The organism is Mesorhizobium sp. CO1-1-7, assembly GCF_020164885.1.
GTDB lineage: Bacteria > Pseudomonadota > Alphaproteobacteria > Rhizobiales > Rhizobiaceae > Mesorhizobium > Mesorhizobium australicum.
In genome coordinates this window covers 185,357-207,471 of sequence record NZ_JAIUHA010000012.1, presented here as the reverse complement: position 1 = coordinate 207,471, position 22,115 = coordinate 185,357, and the positions used below count along the sequence as shown (strand labels likewise).

General features: G+C 63.4%; 22 protein-coding genes and 1 tRNA gene. 15 read left to right on the top strand and 8 right to left on the bottom strand.

Annotated elements, in window-relative coordinates; genetic code table 11:
• Positions 1 to 275 precede the first annotated feature (275 nt).
• Complete coding sequence (locus LB516_RS25455) at positions 276 to 1,271, bottom strand: aldo/keto reductase (RefSeq protein ID WP_140660120.1); 996 nt, start codon at positions 1,269 to 1,271, stop codon at positions 276 to 278.
• A 96-nt stretch (positions 1,272 to 1,367) separates the two neighbouring features.
• Here LB516_RS25455 and LB516_RS25450 point away from each other — a divergent pair, with 96 nt between their 5' ends.
• The 5 genes from LB516_RS25450 (at position 1,368) to LB516_RS25430 (ending at position 6,344) form a co-directional block, all read left to right on the top strand.
• A complete protein-coding gene (locus LB516_RS25450; RefSeq protein WP_224720568.1) occupies positions 1,368 to 2,258 on the top strand; it encodes a LysR family transcriptional regulator in 891 nt (296 codons plus the stop codon).
• Between the two features lie 59 nt (positions 2,259 to 2,317).
• Positions 2,318 to 2,890 (top strand): cytochrome b, encoded by a 573-nt coding sequence (locus LB516_RS25445; protein ID WP_224720567.1) that lies wholly within the window; start codon positions 2,318 to 2,320, stop codon positions 2,888 to 2,890.
• Between the two features lie 69 nt (positions 2,891 to 2,959).
• Positions 2,960 to 3,535, top strand: coding sequence for a YceI family protein (locus tag LB516_RS25440; protein ID WP_015314386.1), 576 nt, complete (start codon positions 2,960 to 2,962; stop codon positions 3,533 to 3,535).
• Between the two features lie 124 nt (positions 3,536 to 3,659).
• Positions 3,660 to 4,646: a Gfo/Idh/MocA family protein gene (locus LB516_RS25435; protein WP_224598012.1), complete on the top strand. Its 987-nt coding sequence runs from the start codon at positions 3,660 to 3,662 to the stop codon at positions 4,644 to 4,646.
• Positions 4,647 to 4,685: 39 nt separating this feature from the next.
• On the top strand, positions 4,686 to 6,344 hold the full coding sequence (locus tag LB516_RS25430; protein ID WP_224720566.1) for an FAD-binding dehydrogenase: 1,659 nt from the start codon (positions 4,686 to 4,688) through the stop codon (positions 6,342 to 6,344).
• Between the two features lie 77 nt (positions 6,345 to 6,421).
• Here LB516_RS25430 and LB516_RS25425 read toward each other — a convergent pair.
• A tRNA-Arg gene (locus LB516_RS25425) sits at positions 6,422 to 6,498 on the bottom strand.
• A gap of 259 nt (positions 6,499 to 6,757) precedes the next feature.
• Positions 6,758 to 8,245, bottom strand: coding sequence for an ATP-binding protein (locus tag LB516_RS25420; RefSeq protein ID WP_140660125.1), 1,488 nt, complete (start codon positions 8,243 to 8,245; stop codon positions 6,758 to 6,760).
• Positions 8,246 to 8,522: 277 nt separating this feature from the next.
• On the opposite strand from LB516_RS25420, the gene rpmH reads away from it, so the two are divergent.
• The 6 genes from rpmH to LB516_RS25390 all read left to right on the top strand — a co-directional run bounded on the left by rpmH (position 8,523) and on the right by LB516_RS25390 (position 14,334).
• Positions 8,523 to 8,657 (top strand): 50S ribosomal protein L34, encoded by a 135-nt coding sequence (gene rpmH / locus LB516_RS25415; RefSeq protein WP_008833937.1) that lies wholly within the window; start codon positions 8,523 to 8,525, stop codon positions 8,655 to 8,657.
• Between the two features lie 14 nt (positions 8,658 to 8,671).
• Positions 8,672 to 9,025 (top strand): ribonuclease P protein component, encoded by a 354-nt coding sequence (rnpA, locus tag LB516_RS25410; protein WP_015314390.1) that lies wholly within the window; start codon positions 8,672 to 8,674, stop codon positions 9,023 to 9,025.
• Between the two features lie 14 nt (positions 9,026 to 9,039).
• Positions 9,040 to 10,860 (top strand): membrane protein insertase YidC, encoded by a 1,821-nt coding sequence (yidC, locus tag LB516_RS25405; RefSeq protein WP_015314391.1) that lies wholly within the window; start codon positions 9,040 to 9,042, stop codon positions 10,858 to 10,860.
• A gap of 374 nt (positions 10,861 to 11,234) precedes the next feature.
• Positions 11,235 to 11,453: a hypothetical protein gene (locus LB516_RS25400; protein WP_015314392.1), complete on the top strand. Its 219-nt coding sequence runs from the start codon at positions 11,235 to 11,237 to the stop codon at positions 11,451 to 11,453.
• A gap of 135 nt (positions 11,454 to 11,588) precedes the next feature.
• The gene (locus LB516_RS25395; RefSeq protein ID WP_224720565.1) at positions 11,589 to 13,559 is read left to right on the top strand and encodes a protein-L-isoaspartate(D-aspartate) O-methyltransferase; all 1,971 of its coding nucleotides are present in this window, start codon (positions 11,589 to 11,591) and stop codon (positions 13,557 to 13,559) included.
• A 214-nt stretch (positions 13,560 to 13,773) separates the two neighbouring features.
• Positions 13,774 to 14,334: a fasciclin domain-containing protein gene (locus LB516_RS25390; RefSeq protein ID WP_015314394.1), complete on the top strand. Its 561-nt coding sequence runs from the start codon at positions 13,774 to 13,776 to the stop codon at positions 14,332 to 14,334.
• Between the two features lie 202 nt (positions 14,335 to 14,536).
• Here the strand turns inward: LB516_RS25390 and LB516_RS25385 are convergent, their stop codons facing one another.
• Genes LB516_RS25385 through LB516_RS25375 form a run of 3 tightly spaced genes read right to left on the bottom strand, consistent with a single transcriptional unit; the run spans position 14,537 to position 17,830 of the window.
• The gene (locus LB516_RS25385; protein WP_224720564.1) at positions 14,537 to 16,084 is read right to left on the bottom strand and encodes a DHA2 family efflux MFS transporter permease subunit; all 1,548 of its coding nucleotides are present in this window, start codon (positions 16,082 to 16,084) and stop codon (positions 14,537 to 14,539) included.
• Entirely contained in the window at positions 16,081 to 17,373 is a 1,293-nt protein-coding gene (locus LB516_RS25380; RefSeq protein ID WP_224720563.1) for an HlyD family secretion protein, read from the bottom strand. The genes LB516_RS25385 and LB516_RS25380 overlap by 4 nt, the downstream gene beginning before the upstream one ends.
• Complete coding sequence (locus LB516_RS25375; RefSeq protein ID WP_140660130.1) at positions 17,366 to 17,830, bottom strand: MarR family winged helix-turn-helix transcriptional regulator; 465 nt, start codon at positions 17,828 to 17,830, stop codon at positions 17,366 to 17,368. The genes LB516_RS25380 and LB516_RS25375 overlap by 8 nt, the downstream gene beginning before the upstream one ends.
• Before the next feature lie 116 nt (positions 17,831 to 17,946).
• Between LB516_RS25375 and LB516_RS25370 the strand changes: the two genes are divergently transcribed.
• The 4 genes from LB516_RS25370 to LB516_RS25355 all read left to right on the top strand — a co-directional run bounded on the left by LB516_RS25370 (position 17,947) and on the right by LB516_RS25355 (position 20,512).
• Complete coding sequence (locus LB516_RS25370) at positions 17,947 to 18,321, top strand: hypothetical protein (RefSeq protein WP_224622863.1); 375 nt, start codon at positions 17,947 to 17,949, stop codon at positions 18,319 to 18,321.
• A gap of 122 nt (positions 18,322 to 18,443) precedes the next feature.
• Positions 18,444 to 19,082, top strand: coding sequence for a CatB-related O-acetyltransferase (locus LB516_RS25365; RefSeq protein WP_181173996.1), 639 nt, complete (start codon positions 18,444 to 18,446; stop codon positions 19,080 to 19,082).
• Positions 19,079 to 19,738, top strand: a complete 660-nt coding sequence (yihA, locus tag LB516_RS25360; RefSeq protein WP_015314400.1) for a ribosome biogenesis GTP-binding protein YihA/YsxC — start codon at positions 19,079 to 19,081, stop codon at positions 19,736 to 19,738. The genes LB516_RS25365 and yihA overlap by 4 nt, the downstream gene beginning before the upstream one ends.
• A gap of 72 nt (positions 19,739 to 19,810) precedes the next feature.
• Positions 19,811 to 20,512: a hypothetical protein gene (locus tag LB516_RS25355; protein WP_140719170.1), complete on the top strand. Its 702-nt coding sequence runs from the start codon at positions 19,811 to 19,813 to the stop codon at positions 20,510 to 20,512.
• 17 nt (positions 20,513 to 20,529) lie between these two features.
• On the opposite strand, the gene LB516_RS25350 is transcribed toward LB516_RS25355, so the two are convergent.
• Both LB516_RS25350 and LB516_RS25345 read right to left on the bottom strand, forming a co-directional pair.
• Entirely contained in the window at positions 20,530 to 21,315 is a 786-nt protein-coding gene (locus LB516_RS25350; protein WP_140720331.1) for a tetratricopeptide repeat protein, read from the bottom strand.
• A 39-nt stretch (positions 21,316 to 21,354) separates the two neighbouring features.
• Complete coding sequence (locus tag LB516_RS25345; protein ID WP_224641908.1) at positions 21,355 to 22,074, bottom strand: TetR/AcrR family transcriptional regulator; 720 nt, start codon at positions 22,072 to 22,074, stop codon at positions 21,355 to 21,357.
• Positions 22,075 to 22,115: the final 41 nt, after the last annotated feature.

Here is a 22,115-nt window from a genome sequence, read left to right as displayed (position 1 = left end):
CGGTCCTCCGGCGGACAAGAAAACTGTCACCCATGCTATCGGTCCATTCTGTTACCTATCTATCCGGTTCGGACACCTGCCGGACATCTCCCCCGCAAGGGGGGAGATTGGCAGTTTCACTCGCTACGCCCTTCCTGCAGCGTGGAAGACTGGCGAAAGCCGAACTGACATCTGATCTCCCCCCTTGCGGGGGAGATGTCCGGCAGGACAGAGGGGGGTGCCTCGCGCCAACGCCCTTTAATTCGCTGCATAAAAGGGCGCGCCCTTTTCCACCTTCACCCATTCACCAGCGCCAGCAACTCCTCCGTATAGCGCTTGCCCATAACCTTGTCGGGCGACAGCGCATCGCCGATCGCCGCGACCTCTGCCGCGCTGAGCACGATGTCAGCCGCGGCCGTATTCTGCTCCAAATGGCGGATTTTTCGCGCACCCGGGATCGGCACGATGAAGTCGCCCTGGTGCAGCACCCAGGCCAGCGCCAGCTGCGCCGAGGTGACGCCCTTCTCCATCGCCATCCTTTCCAGCGTGGCGATCACCTTGGCGTTGGCTTCCATGGCGTCGGCCTGGAAGCGCGGCAAGGTGCGGCGCCAATCGTCGTCGCTCAGGGTCTCCGGCCTCGCGATGGTGCCGGTGAGCAGGCCGCGGCCGAGCGGGCTGTAGGGCACGAAACCAATGCCCAACTCGCGGCAGACGGCGAATGTCTCGTCTTCCGGGTCGCGGCTCCACAGCGAGTATTCGCTCTGCACTGCTGATATCGGGTGCACTGCGTGTGCCCGGCGGATGGTGGCGGCACTTGCCTCCGACAGGCCAAGCGCCCGCACCTTGCCCTCGCGCACCAGCTCGGCCATGGCGCCGACCGTATCCTCGATCGGCACGTCCGGGTCGACGCGGTGCTGGTAGTAGAGGTCGATGACATCGGTGCCGAGCCGCTTCAGCGACGCCTCGGCGACGGCCTTGACGTGCTCGGGACGGCTGTCGACACCGGCCATGCGATCCATGCCGGTGCCTTCCTCCAGGATCTTGAAGCCGAATTTGGTCGCGATCGTCACCTTATCGCGAACCGATTTCAGCGCCTTGCCCAGCAGGATCTCGTTCTCGTAGGGGCCGTAGACCTCGGCCGTGTCGAAGAAGTTGACCCCGATCTCGACGGCGCGGTGCAAGGTGGCGATCGCCTCGGCTTCCGGCTGGCCGCCATAGGCAAAGCTCATGCCCATGCAACCGAGGCCGACCGGATAGACTTCGAGTTCAGTTCCTAGCTTGCGGGTTTTCATCACGCATCTCCTTGTTGTGATGCCTAGGAAATAACGCCTTGCAGCACGTTCGATAATCGGCTCTTGTTCGTACAGGTCATTCCATGAAATAGATCAATGAATCGAGCACATCTCTCACAGCTCGCGGTGCTGGCAACCGTTGCCCAATGCGGCAGTTTTCGCGGCGCGGCCAGGGAACTGGCGATAGCTCCCTCCGCGGTGAGCCACGCGGTCTCCAGCCTGGAGGCACGGCTTGGCGTGCGCCTTTTGGCGCGCAGCACGCGCAGTGTCGCTCCGACCGAGGAAGGCGCGCAATTGCTGGAGCGATTGCGCCCGGCGCTTTCCGAGATCGACCTGGCGCTGGAGACGGCCGTCGAGGCGCGCGACCGGCCCGCCGGGAACTTGCGGCTCAGCGTGCCGCGCACGTCAGCGCATCTGGTGCTGACGCCACGGCTCAGCGCCTTTGCATCGGCCTATCCCGACATCGTGCTGGAGATCATCATCGAGGATCGCTTCACCGACGTGGTGGCAGGCGGTTTCGATGCTGGGGTCAGGCTCGGCGAGAGCCTGCAGCGCGACATGATCGCGGTGCGCATCGGGCCGGACATTCGTGGCGCGGTGGTGGGCGCGCCATCCTATTTCGAGAGCAGGCCCCGGCCCCGCCACCCGCGCGATCTTGCCGAGCATCGCTGCATCCGCTTCCGCTTCTCCAGCGGCATCCTCTACCGCTGGGAATTCGAAAAGGACGGCGAGGAGGTCGAAATGGCTGTGCAAGGGCCGCTGATCCTCGACGAGGACCATCTGATCGCCCAGGCCGCGATCGACGGCGCCGGGCTCGCCTTCGTTTTCGAGGATTATGTCCGCGCGCCGCTCGCCGATGGACGGCTGATCCGCGTGCTGGAGGACTGGTGCCCACCCTTCCAGGGATTCTTCGTCTATTACCCGAGCCGCCGCCAGATGCGGCCGGCGCTGAGGGCTTTCGTCGATTTCTTCAAGGCGGGTGGGTAGGCAACTCTCCTCCTCGTCGGCAAGGGGAAGAAAGCTGGCCGCGCCAACGTTCGCCTCGCATGCAGGCTTCAATCACCAACACCGCGACCCGCTATGGATGGGCAACCATCGTCCTCCACTGGCTGATCGGGATTATCTTCATCGGCCAGTTCATGCTCGGCTTCGTCATGGTCAGGACCCCGAGCCAACGCACGGCCTTCGAATTGATCCAGCTGCACAAATCCCTGGGCTTCCTGCTGCTGGGGCTCATCATCCTGCGTATAGCCTGGCGGCTCGGCAATGCGGCACCGCCCTTGCCGCCTTCTGTCGGCGCCCTGGAGCGCCGCTCGGCGCCGCTGGCGCATCTGGCGCTCTATGCCTTCCAGGTCGCCCTGCCCCTATCAGGCTGGGCACTGGTGTCGGTCTCGACGCTGGAGATTCCCAGCATGCCGTTCAACCTGTTCGTCATGCCGAACCTGCCGCTCGCCGAATCCGATGCCGCCGAAAGCTTTTGGACGTCGGCACACTGGTATCTCGCCTATGCCGGCGCGGCGCTTGCCGCCCTGCATGTCGCGGCGGCCCTGCGCCATCATTTCCTGCTTCGCGACGGGGTGCTCACGCGTATGATCACGCCTTCGTCAGCCGGGGAATAGAACGCGCCTTGGTCTCGTTTGTGGGGTGAGGACGCCAGAGAGCGCTTCCTCCTAACAAGGAACAACCCAATGCGTGCGCGAATCCTCGGATTGGCGGCTGCCGCCGCCTGCCTAGCCATGCCTGTTTATGCGGCGGTCGTGCTCGGCGATGCCGCCGGCAGCTATACGATCAGCCAAACTGGCTCCGCGATCCGCTTCACCATCGGCAAGGCCGGCGGCGGCGGGTTCGACGGCGCCTTTGCCCGTTTCAAGGGCATGATCCGCATCGACAACAATGATGTCGGCCGTTCGAAGGTAGACCTGACCATCTATCCCGAAAGCGTGGGCACCGGCCAAGGCCGCATCGATGCGTTCCTGCGCTCCGACGCGGTGTTCGACGCGGCCAACAGTCCCGAAATCCAGTTCCGCTCGACCAGCGTGACCCGCACCGGCGACACGTCGGCCCTTGTCACCGGCAGGCTGACGGCGCGCGGCAAGACGTTTCCGGAAAAATTCACCGCCGAGCTCGACGGGTTGAAGGGCGGGACGATCAAATTCCATGTCACCGGCAAGGTGCTGCGCTCGCGCTACGGCATGGATGTCGGCACGCCGCTCTATTCCAACGTCGTCGATTTCGACATGACGCTGACCGGGAAAAGGGGCTAGCGCGCGGCTGAGGTGCCTGGATTCCTTGCCCGCTTTCGTGGGGCGAGGAACCTAGCGACCTGCATTGGCTTTTCCAGCGATTTCAGGCAAACCTCCTTGCCTGTAATCTATAGGGAGAAGCGTGATGTTCCGATGGGGTGTGTTGTCGACGGCCAAGATCGGCCGCGAGCAGCTGTTGCCGGCAATCGTCGAAGCGGAGAACGGCGTGCTGTCGGCGATCGCCAGCCGCGACCTAGCGAAGGCCAAGGCATTGGGCGACCGCTTTGGCGCGCGCCATGCCTTCGGCTCCTATGAGGAGTTGCTCGCTTCCAACGAGGTCGATGGCGTCTACATCCCGTTACCGACCTCGCAGCATGTCGAATGGACTGCAAAAGCCATCGAAGCGGGCAAGCATGTGCTGGTCGAAAAGCCGCTGGCACTCGATGCCAAGGACATCGCGCCGCTGATCAAGCTGCGCGACCAGAAGAAGGTGCTGGTCTGCGAAGCCTTCATGGTCATCTACCACCCGCAGTGGATCAAGGTGCGTGATCTCATCGCCAGCGGCGCCATCGGCCGGCTGCGCCATGTGCAGGGCGCGTTTTCCTACTACAATGTCGACCCCAACAACATGCGCAACAAGCTCGATCTCGGCGGCGGCGCGCTGCCCGACATCGGCGTCTACCCGACCGTGTCGACACGCTTCTCGACCGGCAAGGAGCCGCTGCGCGTACAGGCGACGATCGAGCGCGACAAGACATTCGGCACCGACATCTATTCATCGATCCGCGCCGATTTCGGCGATTTCGAGCTGTCCTTCTACCTGTCGACGCAGATGGCGGCGCGGCAGATGATGGTGTTCCACGGCGAGAAGGGTTTCATCGAACTGTTCTCGCCCTTCAATGCCGGGCTCTACGACCATCACCGCGTCGAACTGCACAACCAGAACCACACCGAGGCGCAGGTGTTCCGCTTCCCCGGCACGCAGCAATACAGGCTCGAGGTCGAGACCTTCGCGCGGGCAGCTCTTGGCGGCAAGGAGCGCGTCTTCACGCTGGAAGAATCCGTGCTCAACCAGAAAGTCATCGACGCCATCTTCCGCGCCGGCGACACAGGCGGCTGGGAGACCGTCTGAAACCCGTATTACATAGCCGGCTAATCCTGGGGAGGAAAAATGGCTGACGACGCGGATGTGATCATTGTCGGCGCCGGCCTTGCCGGACTGGTTGCCGCCGCCGAGCTTGCGGAAGCGGGCAAGAAAATCATCATCGTCGACCAGGAGCCGGAGCAATCGCTGGGCGGCCAGGCGTTCTGGTCGTTCGGCGGGCTTTTCCTCGTCGATTCACAGGAGCAGCGGCGCATGCGCATCCGCGACTCCCATGACCTGGCGCTCGAGGACTGGATGGGCACCGCCGCCTTCGACCGGCCGGAAGACCACTGGCCACGCAAATGGGCCGAGGCCTATGTCGGCTTTGCCGCCGGCGAGAAGCGCTCCTGGCTGATCGAGCGCGGGCTGAAATTCTTTCCTGTCGTCGGCTGGGCCGAGCGCGGCGGCGGCAACGCCATCGGCCACGGTAATTCGGTGCCGCGCTTCCACATCACCTGGGGCACCGGTCCCGGCGTGCTCGAACCTTTCGTGCTGCGCGTGCGCGAGGCGCAAAAGCGTGGATTGATCGACTTCAGGTTTCGTCACCGGGTCAATGCCCTGACGCGGACGGGTGCAGCCGTGACCGGCGTACAGGGCGACATCCTGCAACCGAGCCCTGTCGAGCGCGGCCACAGGAGTCCGCGCGACGTATCAGGCGGTTTCGCATTGCAAGCGCAGGCGGTGATCGTCGCCTCCGGCGGCATTGGCGCCAACCATCGGCTGGTGCGGGAAAACTGGCCCAAGCGGCTGGGCAACGCGCCGCAGCGCATGATCACCGGCGTGCCGGACCATGTCGACGGCCGCATGCTGGCCATATCGGAACACGCCGGCGGCAGGGTCATCAACCGCGACCGCATGTGGCACTATGTCGAGGGCGTCAAGAACTGGGCGCCGATCTGGACAGACCATGCGATCCGCATCCTGCCCGGCCCATCCTCGCTGTGGCTCGATGCCCGGGGAAAACGCCTGCCAGTGCCACTCTATCCCGGCTTCGACACGCTGGGCACGCTTAGCCATATCATGAGCACCGGCTTCGACTATTCCTGGTTCATCCTGACGAAAAAGATCATCCAGAAGGAATTCGCGCTGTCGGGCTCGGAGCAGAACCCCGACCTGACGGGAAAAAGCTGGCGCCAGGTGCTCGGTCGCGCCACGTCGGGCATTCCCGGCCCGGTCAAGGCGTTCATGGAAAAGGGCGAGGACTTCATCGTCGAGGCCAATCTTTCGAAACTGGTCGCGCGCATGAACGCGCTGGCCGGCGGCGAACCGCTGCTTGACGCCGCAACGGTCGAGCGCGAGATCCGCGCCCGCGACATGCAACTCGACAATCCGTTCTCCAAGGACATGCAGGTGACCGCGCTGCGCGGCGCGCGCGCCTATCTCGGCGACCGCCTGATCCGCACGGCAAAGCCGCACAAGATGCTCGACCCGGCGAACGGACCGCTGATCGCGGTGCGCCTCAACATCCTGACCCGCAAGACGCTGGGCGGCCTGCAGACCGATCTCGACAGCCGCGTGCTCGATGCCGGCGGCCAGCCGGTGCCGGGCCTCTATGCGGTCGGTGAAGTGGCGGGCTTCGGCGGCGGCGGCGTGCATGGCTACGCGGCGCTCGAAGGCACATTCCTGGGCGGCTGTATCTTCTCGGGCCGCAGCGCCGGCCGGGCGGCGGCACGCTCAGTGGGGTGAGACAGCGGCGTGCTGCCGGCATTTGGCTGAGCCGCTGCCATCGACCGTGCACCCAATAAACCGCGGCTTAGGAGATTTGGCGCGCCCGAAGAGATTCGAACTCCTGACCCCCAGATTCGTAGTCTGGTGCTCTATCCAGCTGAGCTACGGGCGCGCATCAGGCCATGTTTTCGACAGCCCCGCGATCCGGTCCGAAAGACCGGCCGCGAATGTGTGCAGTTCCCTAACGACTGAATTCGCGAAAAGCAAGCCGATCCGGCAAAAGTTTTGTCGCAAGCCTGTCATGCGGCGATGCCGGCGCTCATCCCGGCCATTTGAGCCGCTGTGACCGGCCTGATCCTGGCGATCGGGAACTGTTGGAGAGAGCGACGGGTCCGCAAGGTGGTAATCTTGGGGCAACGGTACGGAAGCCGTCAGGCCGGGCGGCGCAGGCTGCCACGGGCCTGGTCGAGCCGCACCGGCTGGTCGGGGATGGTGACGGCGAATGTGGTGCGCCCGCCGATCGATTCGACCAATTCCACCGTGCCGCCATGCGCCCTGATCAGTTCATGCGCGATCGCCAGGCCAAGACCGGTGCCGCCGCTGCGTGCCGAGCCGCGGAAGGCCGCGAACAGGTTTTCTCGCGCCTTCGGCGGCAGGCCGGGGCCGGTGTCGGTGACGGCGATGCGGCTGACGCTGCCCATGCGCTCGGCCGAGACCGCCAGCCGCCGCACCACGGCGCTTTCGGTATCGGCCGCCATCGCCTGCACCGAGTTGCGGCAAAGATTGGTGAGCACCCGGAAGAGCTGGTCGGAATCGGCATCCACCTCGAAAGCCATCTCGACCGCGTTGATGAACTCGATGCCCTGCTCGATGTCGAGCAGGCCGTGCACGTCCTCGACCAGTTGGCGCAGCCTCACCCTGCGGCGCGACGGCGGCGGCTCCTGCGTGCGGCCGTAATGAAGCACACCCTCCGAATAGGAGACGGCGCGGTCGAGCGCGCGCAGAAGCTTCGGCGCAAAGGCCTGCACGGTCGGATCCTTGACCAGGCGCAGGCGGTCCGACATCAGCTGGGCGGAGGCCAGGATGTTGCGCATGTCGTGGTTGATCTTCGACACGGCGAGACCGAGGTCGGCCAGATGCTTCTGCTCGGCCAGCATCTTTTGCAGCCGCTCCTGCATCTGCGACAGTTCGCGCTCGGCCACTCCGATCTCGTCGGAACGAGCAGCGGGGCGGATGATCCGTCCAGGGTCGTCGGGAGCTTCCGAGAAGGAGAGCATGGAGCGCGTCATGGTACGGATCGGCCCGATCATGATCAGGTCGATCGCGGCATAGACCAGCATGGCCGTGAACAGCGAGATCAATAGCGAGACGAAAGCGACGTTGCGCGAATAGATGAGCATGGCCTTGCGGAGCGAATAGTCCGGCATGATCAGCTCGAACTCCTTGTCGCTGTCGCCGACCGGCCCGAAGACGCGCAGCATCCTGTCGCCGCCGAAAAACAGCGTATCCAGCGCGCCGGTCATGCCCTTGATCATGCCGACGCTGGCGAGATCGATGTGTTCGTCGACCTGCGGCGGCATGTCGGCCACCACCAGAAGCCGCGACACGCCGCCGTCGCGCACCGCGATCGCCTTGGCGCCGATCGCCATCAGCACGTCATTCTGGGCCGTACGCGACAGCGAGGTCGACTCGCCCTGCACCAGCACGATCGACACGGCTGCGGCCGTGCTCAGCCTCTCCTTGAGCCAGCTCAGCCGGTAACTGGCGATCCAGGGCAGGAAGATGAGCACTTCGGCCAAAAGCACGAAAACGATGGTGAGCAGCAGCAGCTTCGTCGACAGACCACGCGACAGCGGTACCGTGCGGACAGCGGCTGACGCCGGTCCGGTCCCTTCCCCTGCTTGGCTGGCTTCGTTCATGCGACTCGATCTTCACAATCACTTGATCAGCCAAGATTAGGCGATTACGGCTTTTTTGCCAATTTCTCCCTTGGTCGGAAAAATAGATGCTCCAAAACAGGTGCGTCTTTAGGGCGCCGACGCCGGATTGACTTCCAAAACCCTTCTTTCTATAAGCCCGCTCACGCTCGGGCCATTCGTCCCGGCGCGGTTTCGATCGCGCCAAAACCGGCCCGGCAAAGCTCCTGTTACAAAGTGACAGAATCAAGAAGGGCCGCACCCCGCGGTATTAAAACAAATGAAGCGTACCTACCAACCGTCCAAACTCGTCCGCAAACGCCGGCACGGCTTCCGTGCCCGCATGGCCACCAAGGGTGGCCGTGGCGTCGTCGCAGCTCGCCGCAACCGCGGCCGCAAGCGGCTCAGCGCCTAAGCGAGACGAGATCGTTGCCCGCAACCGGCAAGCCAGTGGGGCAAAATCCCGAGCGGCTTCTGAAACGCGCGGAATTCCTGGCCGTCCGTCGTGGTGAAAAGCGACGCGGACGGTTTTTCCTCGTCGAGGTCCTCGACCGCGGCGATGGCGGGGTGCCGCGCGTCGGCTACACCGTCACCAAGAAGGTCGGCAACGCCGTTGTGCGCAACCGCGTCAGGCGGCGGCTGAAAGAAGCCGTCCGCGTCCATGCCGCAGATGACATGGTGCCCGGCAATGATTATGTCATCGTCGGGCGCGATGATGCGCTGCGCGCCCCTTTCGGCCAGTTGAAGGCCGAACTCTCCCGCCGACTTCGCGGAACACGATAGGCCAAGGGCTCTCGATGGAAAACAACCGGAACTTCTTCATCACCATCGCCCTGTCGGTGCTGATCCTGGCGGTATGGCAGTACTTCTACGTGCTGCCGCGCAGCGAGGCGCAGCGCGAGGCCGCCAAGATCGAGCAGCAGCGCGTCGAGGAACAGAAGAAGGCGGCCGATGCGGCCAATCCGGGCGCATCGACACCGGCCCCAGGCGCGACCACCCCGGGCGCCATTCCCAACGCGCCCGGTGGTGACGTGGTCACCGTGGCCGGCCGCGATCAGGCGCTGGCGGCATCCAAGCGCGTCAAGATCGACACGCCGAGCCTCGAGGGCTCGATCAATTTGACCGGCGCGCGGCTCGACGACCTCAAGCTCAAGCACTACACCGAGACGGTCGACAAGAATTCGCCCGAGATCGAGCTGCTCAACCCGCAGGCGCTGCCCACCGGCTATTTCGCCGAGATCGGCTTTGTCGGCAACGACAAGACCGGCGCGGTGCCGGGTGCGGAGACGGTGTGGAGCGTGGACGGCAATCCGACGCTGACCCCGTCGACGCCGGTGACGCTCACCTACACCAATGACAAGGGCCTGACCTTCAAGCGCACCTTCTCCGTCGACGCAAACTACATGTTCACCGTGTCGGACACGGTGCAGAATTCAGGCTCGAGCGCGGTTTCGCTGTTCAACTATGGCCGTGTCACGCGCTACGACAAGCCGGCCGTCGCCAGCACCTATGTGCTGCATGAAGGCCTCATCGGCTTCACCGGCACGGAAGGCCTGCAGGAACACAAATACGCCTCGGTCGAGAAGGACAAGCAGTACCAGCCTGGCAAGTCGACCGACGGCTGGCTCGGCATCACCGACAAATATTGGGCCGTCACGCTGGTGCCGACCGAGAAGCAGCCGTTCCAGCCGCGCTATGCGTATTTCGAGGATGGCCGCCACCGTTACCAGTCCGACTTCCTGACCGACCCGATCAATGTCGAGGCCGGCCAGTCGGCGACCGTCGAGACCGAAATCTTCGCCGGCGCCAAGGAAGTCGGCAAGATCAACGCCTATGCCGAAGAGCGCCATATCAAGCGGTTCGACCTTTTGATCGACTGGGGCTGGTTCCACTTCATCACCAAGCCGATGTTCTGGCTGATCGACACGCTCTACAAGTTCCTCGGCAATTTCGGGCTGGCGATCCTGGCCACCACGGTCATCGTGAAAGCCATTTTCTTCCCGCTCGCCAACAAGTCATACGCGTCGATGGCGAACATGAAGAAGGTGCAGCCCAAGATGCTCGAGATCCGCGAGAAATACGCGGACGACAAGATGAAGCAGCAGCAGGCGATGATGGAGCTGTACAAGACCGAGAAGATCAATCCGCTCGCCGGCTGCTGGCCGGTGGCGCTGCAGATCCCGGTCTTCTTCTCCCTCTACAAGGTGCTCTACATCACCATCGAGATGCGGCATGCGCCGTTCTTCGGCTGGATCCAGGATCTGGCCGCGCCCGATCCGACCTCGATCTTCAACCTGTTCGGGCTGGTTCCGGTCACGCTGCCGCATATGCTGATGATCGGTGTGTGGCCGCTGATCATGGGCGTCACCATGTTCCTGCAGATGCGCATGAACCCGACGCCGCCGGACCCGACGCAGGCTGCGATCTTCACCTGGATGCCGGTCATCTTCACCTTCATGATGGCCGGATTCCCGGCGGGTCTCGTCATCTACTGGGCCTGGAACAACACGCTGTCGATCCTGCAGCAGGGCGTGATCATGAAGCGCCAGGGCGCCAAGATCGAGTTGTGGGACAATCTGGTGGCGCTGTTCCGCAAGAAACCGTCACCGGCGGAATAGCCGGCGCCTCTTTGGCAAGAGAGCCCGCCCCAGCGACTGAGCCATAAAGTTGGACGGTCTCGGCAAGCAAACAGATTTGACGGCTGGGTCCTGTGTTCTACAGGGCCCAGCCTTTTAGTTTCAGCGATGCGGTGGTCCGGCACGCGATAAAACAGGCACCGAGTCGGCATTTCCTGGTCTCCGTTATTGCCGGCAAATCAGCCGGCCCTCGCCGCTGCCGGATTGTTCCGCATGGAACTTATCCTGCGTTCAAGAGTTCGCGCAAAAGGCTTCCTAAGCTCCCGCGTGAGAGGATCAGGTCGGCGCACCCATCCAAATTCAAGGCAGTGCAGCGGATCGACCTCATCACATGCAACTTGCAGAGAGGCATTCCGATGAGCAGCAACATTCACCCAAAGACGGCCAAGCCCACCAACAAGGATTTGAAGCAAAATCCCGGAATCGGCGCCTCCAGGGGCACGATCAAGGGAGGCAATCTTCTCGACGAGGACGAGGAACTGGACGGCGAGAACACTTTCAAGGGAGATGTCGATAACGACACCACGCCCCAAGGCGGCGTCAATCCCCGGCAGACCGGGCGAACCAACCAATAAGCCTGCGCGATCGACGTGGGCTGCCGAGGAAGACCGGATGGTCTGCCGGAGCCGGGAGAGCGAATGCCACCGAAACGCCTTCGCTCTTCAGATGACATCACGTCGATCCGATCAATCGCCTGATTGGAGGCTCTCATGCTGGATTTCGAGTACGCCAGGCATCGGATGGTGGAGGCGCACATCGCGCGCCGTGGAGTGCATGACAGGCGGGTTCTGAATGCGGTACGCCGGGTTGCGCGAGAGCAATTCGTCGACGAGGGTTTCGAGGAATTCGCCTATGAGGACAGCCCGCTGCCGATCGGCAGCGGACAGACGATCTCGCAACCCTTCATCGTGGCGAAAATGGCGGAGATCGCCGAGATCGAGGCGACCGATCGCGTGCTGGAAATCGGCACCGGCTCGGGCTACGCGGCGGCCGTGCTGGCCGAACTTGCTGAACACGTCTTCACCATCGAGCGGCATCGATCGCTCGCGCAGCAGGCGGAGCAGCGGCTCAATGCCGCCGGTTATCGAAATATCGAGGTCAGGATCGGCGACGGCACGAAGGGCTGGCAGGAAAAGGCACCCTTTGACGCCATCGTCGTCGCGGCCGCCGGAACGTCCATCCCCCTCGGCTTGCAGGAGCAGTTGGAGATCGGCGGCAGGCTGATCATCCCGGTCGGTGAAGACCTCTACTCCCAGCGGCTCGTTCGCGTCACGCGGATCGCTGCAAACAAGTTCGAGGAGGAGGATCTCGGTGGTGTCATGTTCGTGCCGCTGATCGGCGAGCATGGCTGGCACGACGAAAACGCATCGGTGCGCGAGGCGCGCGCTCCTCCATTGCCGCGGCAAATTGCAAGGGCGGCCGAAGATTTGCCGCAGATCGACGATCCGGCCTTCGGCGCGATGTTCGATCGGTTCGGCAGCCGGCGCGTCGTCCTGCTCGGGGAGGCGAGCCACGGCACTTCGGAATTTTATCGTGCCCGTGCGGCTGTCACCCGACGCCTCCTCCAGCGACACGGCTTCACCATCGTGGCCGTCGAGGCGGATTGGCCGGATGCGGCGCAAATCAACCGGTATGTTCGCGGAGGGGAGCGGCGGTCGGATGCGCAGCCGCTCTTCCAGCGCTTCCCGACCTGGATGTGGCGCAACGCCGAGGTGTCCGAATTCATCGGCTGGCTGCATGAATACAACCGGGATGTGCCCGGTCATGCGCGGAAAGCAGGCTTCTATGGGCTCGATCTCTACAATATGAGCGGCTCGATCGCCACGGTGCTTGCCTATCTGGACAAGGTCGATCCCGAAGCGGCCGCCGTCGCACGCGAGCGCTATGGCTGTCTGATGCCCTGGCAGAACGAGCCCAGCACCTACGGACGCGCGGCGCTGCGGCCGGGCTACAGAACCTGCGAAGAGGCCGTTGTGCGACAGTGCATGGATCTGTTCGAGCGATCCATGATGGAGGGCGACGGCGATCTCCTCGACGCCAAGCAGAGTGCACGTCTGGTCGCATCGGCCGAGCGCTACTACCGCGTGATGTATTATGGTGGCGCCGAGACCTGGAACCTCCGCGATCGGCACATGTTTGAAACGCTCGATCAACTTCTCGAAGCGCATGGGCCGAAGTCGAAGGCCGTGGTGTGGGCGCATAACTCGCATATCGGGGACGCGCGGCATACCGACATGGGCACTGTCCGTGACGAGTTGAACATCGGCCAGCTCTGCCGGGAGCGCTTCGGTGCCCAGGCGGCGCTGATCGGCTTCGGGACGGATACCGGTACTGTCGCCTGTGCCTCGGATTGGGACCGTGAGATGGAGGTAAAGGACGTAAATCCGTCGCTGCCGGGCAGCTTCGAGCGGCTGTGTCACGAGAGCGGCAAACCGTCGTTCCTGCTGGATTTTGAGCGCCATGGCGAGCTCGGCGCCGACCTGGCGGCGCCGAGGCCGGAACGCTATATCGGCGTTATCTACAGGCCTGAGACTGAACGGCTCAGCCATTACATGGACTCGTCCGTCTCCCGCCAGTTCGACGCCTTTGTCTGGTTCGATCGAACGTCCGCGGTCACGCCGCTCAGCAAGCCGACCGACGGCATCGGCAAGGTACCGGATACATTTCCCTTCGGCATCTGAATGTCCGGGACTTACTTCCAGTGCCTGACGGGTCGGCCTGTCCGCAATCGCGCGGCCCGTCGAAAAAGCCTGGTTCGTCCAGATATTTTCTTTGGGCAGGCCTCCATTCACGTTCCCGTGATCGGCGAAACTGCAGGCACCCGCGCGGCGTGACTGCTTGTGCGTTTCCAAAAGGCTATCAATTCCGATCAGCCCTCACCCGGAGGAAGACCACATGCGCTTGCCCACATTCAGGACCATCGCCGTATCAGCCCTTGTCGCCGGCATGGCGATTGCCGCCCCAGCCCACGCCAAGAACCCGAATGTCGGCGGCGCGCCGATGTACGCCACCAAGAACATCGTGCAGAACGCGGTCAAGTCGAAGGATCACACGACGCTGGTCGCCGCCGTCAAGGCCGCCGGCCTGGTCGACACGTTGCAAAGCGCGGGTCCGTTCACCGTGTTTGCCCCGACCAACGAGGCGTTCGCCGCACTGCCGGACGGCACTGTCGATACGCTGCTCAAGCCCGAGAACAAGGACAAGCTCACCAAGGTGCTGACCGCGCATGTCGTGGCTGGCAAGATTTCAGGCGCCGAGATGATGAAGAAGGCCAAGGCGATGGGCGGCAAATACGAGATGAAGACCGTGTCGGGCGACACGCTCACGGCCGAGATCAAGAAAGGCAAGCTCTACATCATGGACGAGTCCGGCGGCGAGGCGAAGGTGACGATCGCAGACGTCAACCAGTCGAACGGCGTCATTCACGTCGTCAACAAGGTGCTGTTGCCGAAGTAACGGCTTCCGGCGAAAGGGGGCGTTGGCAGGCCGTTGGGGCTTTCTCGGTCCGCCATCCCCGCCTCGTGACGAGGTGCCATGTTTCTTGGGAAGCCGTATCGGCGAGGCCGGGGTCCTGTCGTCCCTCACAGGACCCCGGTTTCTTTTTGCCTACCGTGGATTGTCGGGGTCGGCGGTCAAACGTCAACCGTTCCCAGCGGTCTCACTCCATGACGGCGCTATGGTCGATCTTGGCCGGCGTTCCCGGTTTGCGCAGCAGGAGCACCAGCGGGATGGCGGCCAGCGACAGGAGCATCATCAGCTTGAAGTCGTTCATGTAGCTGATGATGGTAGCCTGCAGCGTCACCACGCCGTCGAGCGCGGCGCGGCCGGCGGCGGTGTAGGGGTTCATCGCCTGGAAGATCGCCGGATCGTTGAACGCCTGGTTGAAGGGCGTCACATAGGTGGCGATGCTGGCGTGATTGATCTGCACATTCTGCGTCAGGAGCGCGGTGACCACCGATATGCCGACGCTGGAGCCGATGTTGCGCGACAGATTGTAGAGGCCGGTTCCTTCCGCGCGCCGCTCCGGCGCCAGCGTGGCGAAGGTTATGGTGGTCAGCGGCACGAACAGGAAGCCGAGCCCCGCCCCCTGGATGAACCCGGTGGAGATGATGGTCCATTGCGAAACGTCGGGCGTCCAGCCGGTCATGTCGTACATCGCCCAGGCGGTGATCAGCAGGCCGATGAGCAGCAGCCAGCGCGTGTCGACCTTGCCGATCAGCCGACCGACCAGGAACATGCAGGCCATCGTGCCAAGCCCGCGCGGCCCCATGACGATGCCGGCCGTCACCACGGGGTAGCCCATCAGCGTCTGCAGATAGGGCGTCATCAGCGCCAGCGAGGCCAAGTAGGTGATGCCGATGATGAAGATGAAGATCATGCCGACGGCGAAATTCCGGTCCAGGAACAGCCTCGGATTGACGAAGGTGTTGCGGGCGGTGAAGGTGTGGACGAGGAAGATGTAGAAGGCCGATGCGCAGATCACCGCCTCGACGATGATTTCGGATGACGAGAACCAGTTGAGCTGCTCGCCGCGATCGAGAAACATCTGCAAGGCGGCGATAGTGATGCTGAGCATGCCGAAACCCAGCCAATCCAGCCTCGCCTTGAAGTCCAGCTTGGTTTCCAGGACGTACAGCGACACGCCGGCGAAGGCCAAGGCGCCGATCGGCACGTTGATGTAGAACACCCAGCGCCAGCTGACATTTTCGGTCAGCCAGCCGCCGATGACCGGTCCCAGCACCGGCCCGACCATCACCGAAATGCCGAACAGCGCCATGGCGGAGCCGCGCTCTTCCACACTGTAGATGTCAAGCAGGATACTCTGCGAGAGCGGCACCAGGGCCGCGCCGAACAGGCCTTGCAGCAGGCGAAAGCCGACGATTTGCGGCAGCGACTGCGCGAAGCCGCACAGCACCGAGGCGACGACGAAGCCGGTGATCGAGGTCAGGAGGATGCGCTTGCGGCCGAAGCGGTTGGCGAGATAGCCCGAGGGCGGCGTCATCACCGCCGCCGCCACGATGTAGGAGGTCAAAACCCAGTTGATCTGGTCGGCGCTGGCCGAGACGCTGCCCTGGATGTAAGGCAGCGCGACATTGGCGATGGTGGTGTCCAGCGCCTGCATGATGACGGCCAGGATCACGCAGGCGGTGATGGCGCCGCGATTGGCGACCACCGGCGTGGCAGCTGTCGCGGACGCGCTGGTCATGACTTTTGTCCGAACAGGCCGACGAGATTGGTGACGAAGTCGGGCAGGCCGCGTGCATGGCCCGTCTCGACGTCGACCACCGCGCTCATGCCGCCGCGCAGCGGCGGCTTGCCGTCGATACCATCGATCGTCACGCGCATCGGGATGCGCTGCACGACCTTGACCCAGTTGCCGGTGGTGTTCTGCGCCGGCAGCAGCGAGAAGCTCGACGAGGAGGCGGGGCTGATCGAGGCAACGGTGCCGTGCCACACGGCGCCCGGATAGGTGTCGACGCTGATCGTCGCCGTCTGCCCCGGCCTGACATAGGTCAGCTCGGTTTCCTTCGGCTCGGCCGCGATCCACAGGTCGGTCGACGAGACCAGGCTGAACGCCGGCTGCGAAGCCGGCAGGTACTTGCCGACCTGCAGTGCGTCGACATTGGTGACGATGCCGTCGAACGGCGCCTTGACCACGGAATCGCCGAGGTTGCGCTGCGCATCGTCGACGCCCGACTTGGCCTGCAGGTAGAAGGGGTTCTTCTCCACCGGCTGGTTGGCGTCGCCGCCGAGCTGGGCCAGCGTGGCCTGCGCCTGCGCCTTGGCGACGGACACTTTCTGGCGCGCGGCGACGAGGTCGTGCTGGGCGCTGTCGAAAGACGCCTTCGAGGCGGTGGAGGTCTTGAGCAGATCCTGCTGCCGCTGGAAGGCGGCCTCATAATAGGGGATGTCGGCTTGCGCCTGCTCGATCTGCGAGAGCGACTGCTGGTAGCTCGCCTCCAGGGTCAGCACCTGGTTGCGCACGGTGCCGAGCTGGGCCTGGGCGGCGGCGAGAGCGGTCTCGAAGGAGGCCGGACGCAGGCGAAACAGCACGTCGCCCTTCTTCACGGCCTGGTTCTCATGCACGTCGATCTCCTGCACCGTGCCGGAGACGTCGGTGGAGACGCCGAGCGACTGGGCCTGGATATAGGCATTGTCGGTCGTCATCAGCTGGCCGCCGGTGACATAGTAATAGCCACCGACGACGAGCGCGACCGGAAGCAGCGCAAAAAGGACCGGCCGTGTCGGGCTGCGCTTCGGTTTGGCCGGAACAGGAGGGGCGACGGCGGCGGGGGCCTGCCGTGGCTGCGGCTCCTTGGCCGGAGCCTCGAGTGCCGCAGGCTCCAGGGCGGCCGGCGTTTCCAGCTCGTCATTGTCGATGACGACGTTGGCCCGCCGCTGCTCCCGCTCATTGTCGAGCTGGATGATCTGGTCGCTTCGACCCGATGGCGTCTCGTCTCCAGCGGGCTTTTTGGGATATGTTGATTCAGCCATGTATTTTCTCCCGGTCGACGGCCGGCTGGGTGCAAGCCGCGAGCAGATTGGATTTGATCAAGCTTAGGGTTTGCAGCAGACGCTGCTGTGTCTCAGGCGAAAGGCCGGCGAAGGCCTCGTCTCGAGTTTTCTGGCCGTTGCCGCGCATGATCTCGAGCAGCGGACGGGCCTGCGGCTTCAGGTAAAGCAGCCAGGCCCTGCGGTCGGCGGGATCGGGCCGGCGCTCGATGAAGCCGCGGGCCTCCATCTTGTCGAGCAGCCGGGCGAGCGTGATCGGCACGATCTCGATAAGGTCGGCGAGCTTGTTCTGGTGGATGCCTTCATGCAGCGAAAGGTACGCCAGCACCTGCCACTGGGCGCGGGTCAGTCCCGAAGCGCGCGACCGCTGCTCGAACCGCTTGCGAAGCAGGCGCGCAACGTCGTGCAGCACGAAGCTGATATTGGGGGAAGAGGGCATGGCAGGAGATCGGGATCGATGGACAATTTTTCGTGAGCATGCTTATTATCATCATGCACATAATCCCGCTGGACGCGCCGCGCAAGACCGATTAAGCCTCGGGCAGGAAAAAACGCATGGTCCACGGCACCGCAAAGGCCGCCTGGCGATGTGGATTTGCCGGCAAGGATTTGGCGATGAATTGGATTGGGATCGCGGCCGTCACGGCTCTCATTGGGTGCCCCGGCGCCGCGGCTGCCAAGGATGCGGTCAGTTGTGGCGGCGCCGCCATGCTGGGCGGCGCACAGCTCAATTGCAGCCACGTCGAATCCAAGGCGCCGCCGCAGTTCTGCACGTTTAGCTGGGATCTACACACGATGGCGGGCGATCAAAAAGTCGTCGAAGGCAGCTTCATGCTGCCGCCCGGAGCGTCGAACGTGCAGGTGTATCAGGGCAGTGGGTTCGACAGCGCGCTGTCCAATCCGATCGTGATCTGCCGCGGCGACAAATGAGCATGGCGAGCAAGGAAGGCTCGCTCGTCAGCCGATTGGTGCTATAGGGCGGATCACGTTATTTTGACCAGGCGCGCGGATTGCGGATCGGCGTGGCTATCAATTCCTGGACGGACTTCGACATGGACGGACCCAACCCCGGCATCAAGCACCCGATCCCGATGCACACACGCGTCGGCTTCCTGAAGCCTCTGGTGACAGTGCCGAATATCGAGATCGGCGACTTCACCTATTATGACGACCCCGACGGGCCGGACAAGTTCGCCGAAAAATGCGTGCTGCATCACTATCCCTTCATCGGCGACAAGCTCATCATCGGCAAGTTCTGCGCCATAGCCGAAGGCGCGCGCTTCATCATGAATGGCGCCAACCACGCGATGTCCGGCTTTTCAACCTATCCGTTCAACATCTTCGGTCATGGCTGGGAAAACGGTTTTGACCCAGCCACGTGGTCGAAGGAAGTGCGCGGCGACACAATGGTCGGCAGCGATGTCTGGATCGGCATGGAGGCTGTGATCCTGCCCGGCGTGGAAATCGGGCATGGCGCCATCGTCGCCGCCAAATCGGTGGTGACGCACGATGTGCCGCCCTATGCGATCGTCGCCGGCAACGCCGCGAAAGTGGTCAAGATGCGTTTCGACGACAGGACGGTCCGGCGGCTGCTGGCGGTGGCATGGTGGGATTGGCCGGTGGACAAGATCGGCCGCAACCTCGACGCCATCAGGGGCGCCGATATTTCTCTTCTGGAGGCAGCAGCTTGAACGTTCCCAACAGCACCGCGATCGGCACCGACCTGTTCACGCGCGGGTGGATCTTCATCCGCGGCGTGCCGGCCATGAAGTTCCTGCCGCCGGAAGGGCCGCCCGAGATCGCCTTCGCCGGCCGCTCCAATGTCGGCAAGTCGTCGCTGATCAATGCGCTGGTCAACCAGAAGGGCCTGGCGCGCACCTCCAATACGCCAGGGCGCACGCAGGAGCTCAACTATTTCGTGCCGGATGGATTTTCGGGCGAGGGCACCGACCTGCCGCCAATGGCGCTGGTCGACATGCCGGGCTACGGCTATGCCACCGCGCCCAAGGAGAAGGTGGACGAGTGGACCAAGCTGGTCTTCGATTATCTCAAGGGTCGGGTCACGCTGAAGCGGGTCTATGTGCTGATCGATGCCCGCCACGGCATCAAGGCCAAGGACGACGAAGTGCTGTCGCTGCTCGACAAGGCGGCGGTGTCCTACCAGATCGTGCTGACCAAGACCGACAAGATCAAGGCCGCCGGCGTGCCGCGGCTGATCGAGGAGACGCTGGCCAAGATCAAGAAGCGTCCCGCCGCGTTCCCGTTCGTGCTGGCGACGTCATCGGAAAAAGGCGAAGGCCTGGAGGAATTGCAGGCCGCGATCGTGCTCGCCGCCAATGGCGGCTAATCGTCGTGCGCGCATCCGTTGACCGGGCCTTGGCAATCCGTCAGCATCGCAGTGTCGTTCGAGGGCATTCGGATGCGTATCGTTTTTCGTTGTGATCCCGCGCTTGCCGAAACGCTGCCCCGGCCGGTTCCGGCGCGCGGCGTGCTGCCTGACTGGCTCCGCAAGATGCCTCCGAAAGCCTTTTCGGAAATCCATGGGCGAGAAATCCGGACGGTAAAGCAGTGCCCGCCCTTCGTCGATGCCATGACACATGGCTTCATGATCCTGCTGCCATGCGATGTGACTGTGGAGAACGGCGCCTTTGAATGGCGGTGGGACATCGCCGAGCCGTCAACCAAGGGTCATCCGCGTTCGCCGCTCAGCTTCCATGTCGCCGAACAGCTCGCCGGCGCACCGTTCTCGAATGGGCTTGCGGCCATAAAGTTCAACAGTTTCTGGACGATCGAGCTGGAGGAAGGCTGGTCCCTCTTCGCCACCCATCCGGTCAACCGCGATGATCTTCCTTTCCGACTGGTGACTGGTGTTGTCGATGCTGATCATTTCCAGGACGCCGGCATCAATTTCCCGGCAATTTGGACCGACCAGGGTTTCTCAGGAGTACTGGCGAAGGGCACGCCGGTTGCGCAATGCTTTCCAGTGCCACGCGCCGCGCCCGAACTCGTCTTCGAAAGCTTCGATGCCGTGCGCAAGGCTTCCTACGAAAAGACCGTCGCCGATGTTCTTGCCGAGCCCGGCGTCTACCGCAAGCAGTTTCGCGTAAAACGCGCCCGCTAGAACTTTCCTGGAGCTCTCTAGCCGCCAAGCAAGCCCTTCAACGCTTCGCGGTCGACCCAAAGCTTGCCGTGCGGCGCTGACGTCAGGGCCATGGCGATAATGCCGAAAGTCGTGGTGCGCTGCTCGTAGGCCGACCGATAGGCCTCCATCGCGGCGTCCATGTCGCCCGTCTCCTGCAGCGCCACCCCAAGATTGACCGCCGCCTCGGCGTCGCCGGGACGTATCTCCAGCGCTTTGCGATAGGCGGCCGCTGCCCCCACATGATCATGCAGATCCTGCCTGACAAGGGCGAGGTCGAACCATGCCGATGCTGGCGCGTCTCCGTTTACGGCCCGCTCCAGCAAAGGTGCCGCATCGGCAGGCATTCCGTCCTCGAACAGCATGCGGCCCAGACGCGCTGCCGCTTCCGCCGACAGGGGATCGGCAAGTGTCACCTGCCGCCACGCCTCGAGCGCGCGCCTCCGGTCGCCCGCCTCGTCGAGCGTTCGCGCCTGCTCGACAAGCACGGCAGCGTCAGGCGCCAATGCCGCCGCGCGTGAGAGATGGAACAACGCCTGGTCAAAATCCCGTGCCGCCCGCGCCAGACGGCCGGCGAGCAATTGAGCGGATGCGTTGTCAGCCCTGATCGCCAGACTTGCATGAATATGCGTGCGGGCTCCCGATATCTCTCCCTTGGCGAAAAGAACGGCGGCCATAAGGTGGTTGAGAGCTGGGTCGTCGGCGGTCCGGTCAAGAGCCTCCTGGCAAAGCAGCCGTGCCTGCTCGTGACGACCGGCATTGAAGTCCGTCACGATGCGCCGCATCTGATCCTGAAGCTTAGGACCGCCCATACCGATCTGCCTTCACGCTTGCGGCAGGGCTTTTTCGTCCTCGACGAGCTTTTCGGTGCCGTAGGCTTTCAGGAACATGTTGACGCCCGACCTGACGATGTGGTCGATCTCGTCCTGGGTCGGGGCCTTGGTGCGATAGGCGAAGATGCACTGCCGGAAAAGACCGGCCAGGCACAGTTCGGTGAACTGATAGGCGGCGAGGTCGACATCGTCGATCTCCAGCAGGCCGCGCTCGATGGCGGCGTTGAGGAACGTCACCACCTTGTCATGGCCGCGCTTGGGTCCGCGTTCGTAAAAGCGAGCGCCCATATCGGGTATTCTGTCGGAGGCGCCGATCACCGTGCGTTGCGCCTGGATGACCCTGGCCGAGGTGATCTTCATCGACAGAACCTTGCCGAACTTCACCAGCGTCTGGCGCAAGTCGTCGGCGCGGTCGAGCATGTCGTACATGTTCTTGAAGATGGTGCCGCGCTCTTCCTCGATCAGCGCTTCGAACAGCTCTTCCTTGTTGGCGAAGTAGACGTAGATGGTGCCCTTCGAGACCCCGGCCTCGCGGGTGATGTCGTTCATCGAGGCGGCCTCGAAGCCCTTTTCGATGAAGACACGACGGGCGCCATCGATGATCTGGCTGCGCTTGACCGGGTCCTGTCCAGCGGCCGGGCGGCCGCGGCGCAGACCGTCCAGCAGGTCTTCGCACGGATCGGTTTCGCTGTTGCGTACAATCTCAACCATAAAAGTCGGACCTCGAAATAATTCGAACCAATCGGTTCGAT

Excerpts from the sequence above, each read along its gene's own strand:
- LB516_RS25455 (WP_140660120.1), bottom strand. The coding sequence starts at position 1,271 with ATGAAAACCCGCAAGCTAGGAACTGAACTCGAAGTCTATCCGGTCGGC.
- LB516_RS25450 (WP_224720568.1), top strand. The coding sequence starts at position 1,368 with ATGAATCGAGCACATCTCTCACAGCTCGCGGTGCTGGCAACCGTTGCC.
- LB516_RS25445 (WP_224720567.1), top strand. The coding sequence starts at position 2,318 with ATGCAGGCTTCAATCACCAACACCGCGACCCGCTATGGATGGGCAACC.
- LB516_RS25440 (WP_015314386.1), top strand. The coding sequence starts at position 2,960 with ATGCGTGCGCGAATCCTCGGATTGGCGGCTGCCGCCGCCTGCCTAGCC.
- LB516_RS25435 (WP_224598012.1), top strand. The coding sequence starts at position 3,660 with ATGTTCCGATGGGGTGTGTTGTCGACGGCCAAGATCGGCCGCGAGCAG.
- LB516_RS25430 (WP_224720566.1), top strand. The coding sequence starts at position 4,686 with ATGGCTGACGACGCGGATGTGATCATTGTCGGCGCCGGCCTTGCCGGA.
- LB516_RS25420 (WP_140660125.1), bottom strand. The coding sequence starts at position 8,245 with ATGAACGAAGCCAGCCAAGCAGGGGAAGGGACCGGACCGGCGTCAGCC.
- rpmH (WP_008833937.1), top strand. The coding sequence starts at position 8,523 with ATGAAGCGTACCTACCAACCGTCCAAACTCGTCCGCAAACGCCGGCAC.
- yidC (WP_015314391.1), top strand. The coding sequence starts at position 9,040 with ATGGAAAACAACCGGAACTTCTTCATCACCATCGCCCTGTCGGTGCTG.
- LB516_RS25400 (WP_015314392.1), top strand. The coding sequence starts at position 11,235 with ATGAGCAGCAACATTCACCCAAAGACGGCCAAGCCCACCAACAAGGAT.
- LB516_RS25395 (WP_224720565.1), top strand. The coding sequence starts at position 11,589 with ATGCTGGATTTCGAGTACGCCAGGCATCGGATGGTGGAGGCGCACATC.
- LB516_RS25390 (WP_015314394.1), top strand. The coding sequence starts at position 13,774 with ATGCGCTTGCCCACATTCAGGACCATCGCCGTATCAGCCCTTGTCGCC.
- LB516_RS25385 (WP_224720564.1), bottom strand. The coding sequence starts at position 16,084 with ATGACCAGCGCGTCCGCGACAGCTGCCACGCCGGTGGTCGCCAATCGC.
- LB516_RS25380 (WP_224720563.1), bottom strand. The coding sequence starts at position 17,373 with ATGGCTGAATCAACATATCCCAAAAAGCCCGCTGGAGACGAGACGCCA.
- LB516_RS25375 (WP_140660130.1), bottom strand. The coding sequence starts at position 17,830 with ATGCCCTCTTCCCCCAATATCAGCTTCGTGCTGCACGACGTTGCGCGC.
- LB516_RS25370 (WP_224622863.1), top strand. The coding sequence starts at position 17,947 with ATGGTCCACGGCACCGCAAAGGCCGCCTGGCGATGTGGATTTGCCGGC.
- LB516_RS25365 (WP_181173996.1), top strand. The coding sequence starts at position 18,444 with ATGGACGGACCCAACCCCGGCATCAAGCACCCGATCCCGATGCACACA.
- LB516_RS25355 (WP_140719170.1), top strand. The coding sequence starts at position 19,811 with ATGCGTATCGTTTTTCGTTGTGATCCCGCGCTTGCCGAAACGCTGCCC.
- LB516_RS25350 (WP_140720331.1), bottom strand. The coding sequence starts at position 21,315 with ATGCGGCGCATCGTGACGGACTTCAATGCCGGTCGTCACGAGCAGGCA.
- LB516_RS25345 (WP_224641908.1), bottom strand. The coding sequence starts at position 22,074 with ATGGTTGAGATTGTACGCAACAGCGAAACCGATCCGTGCGAAGACCTG.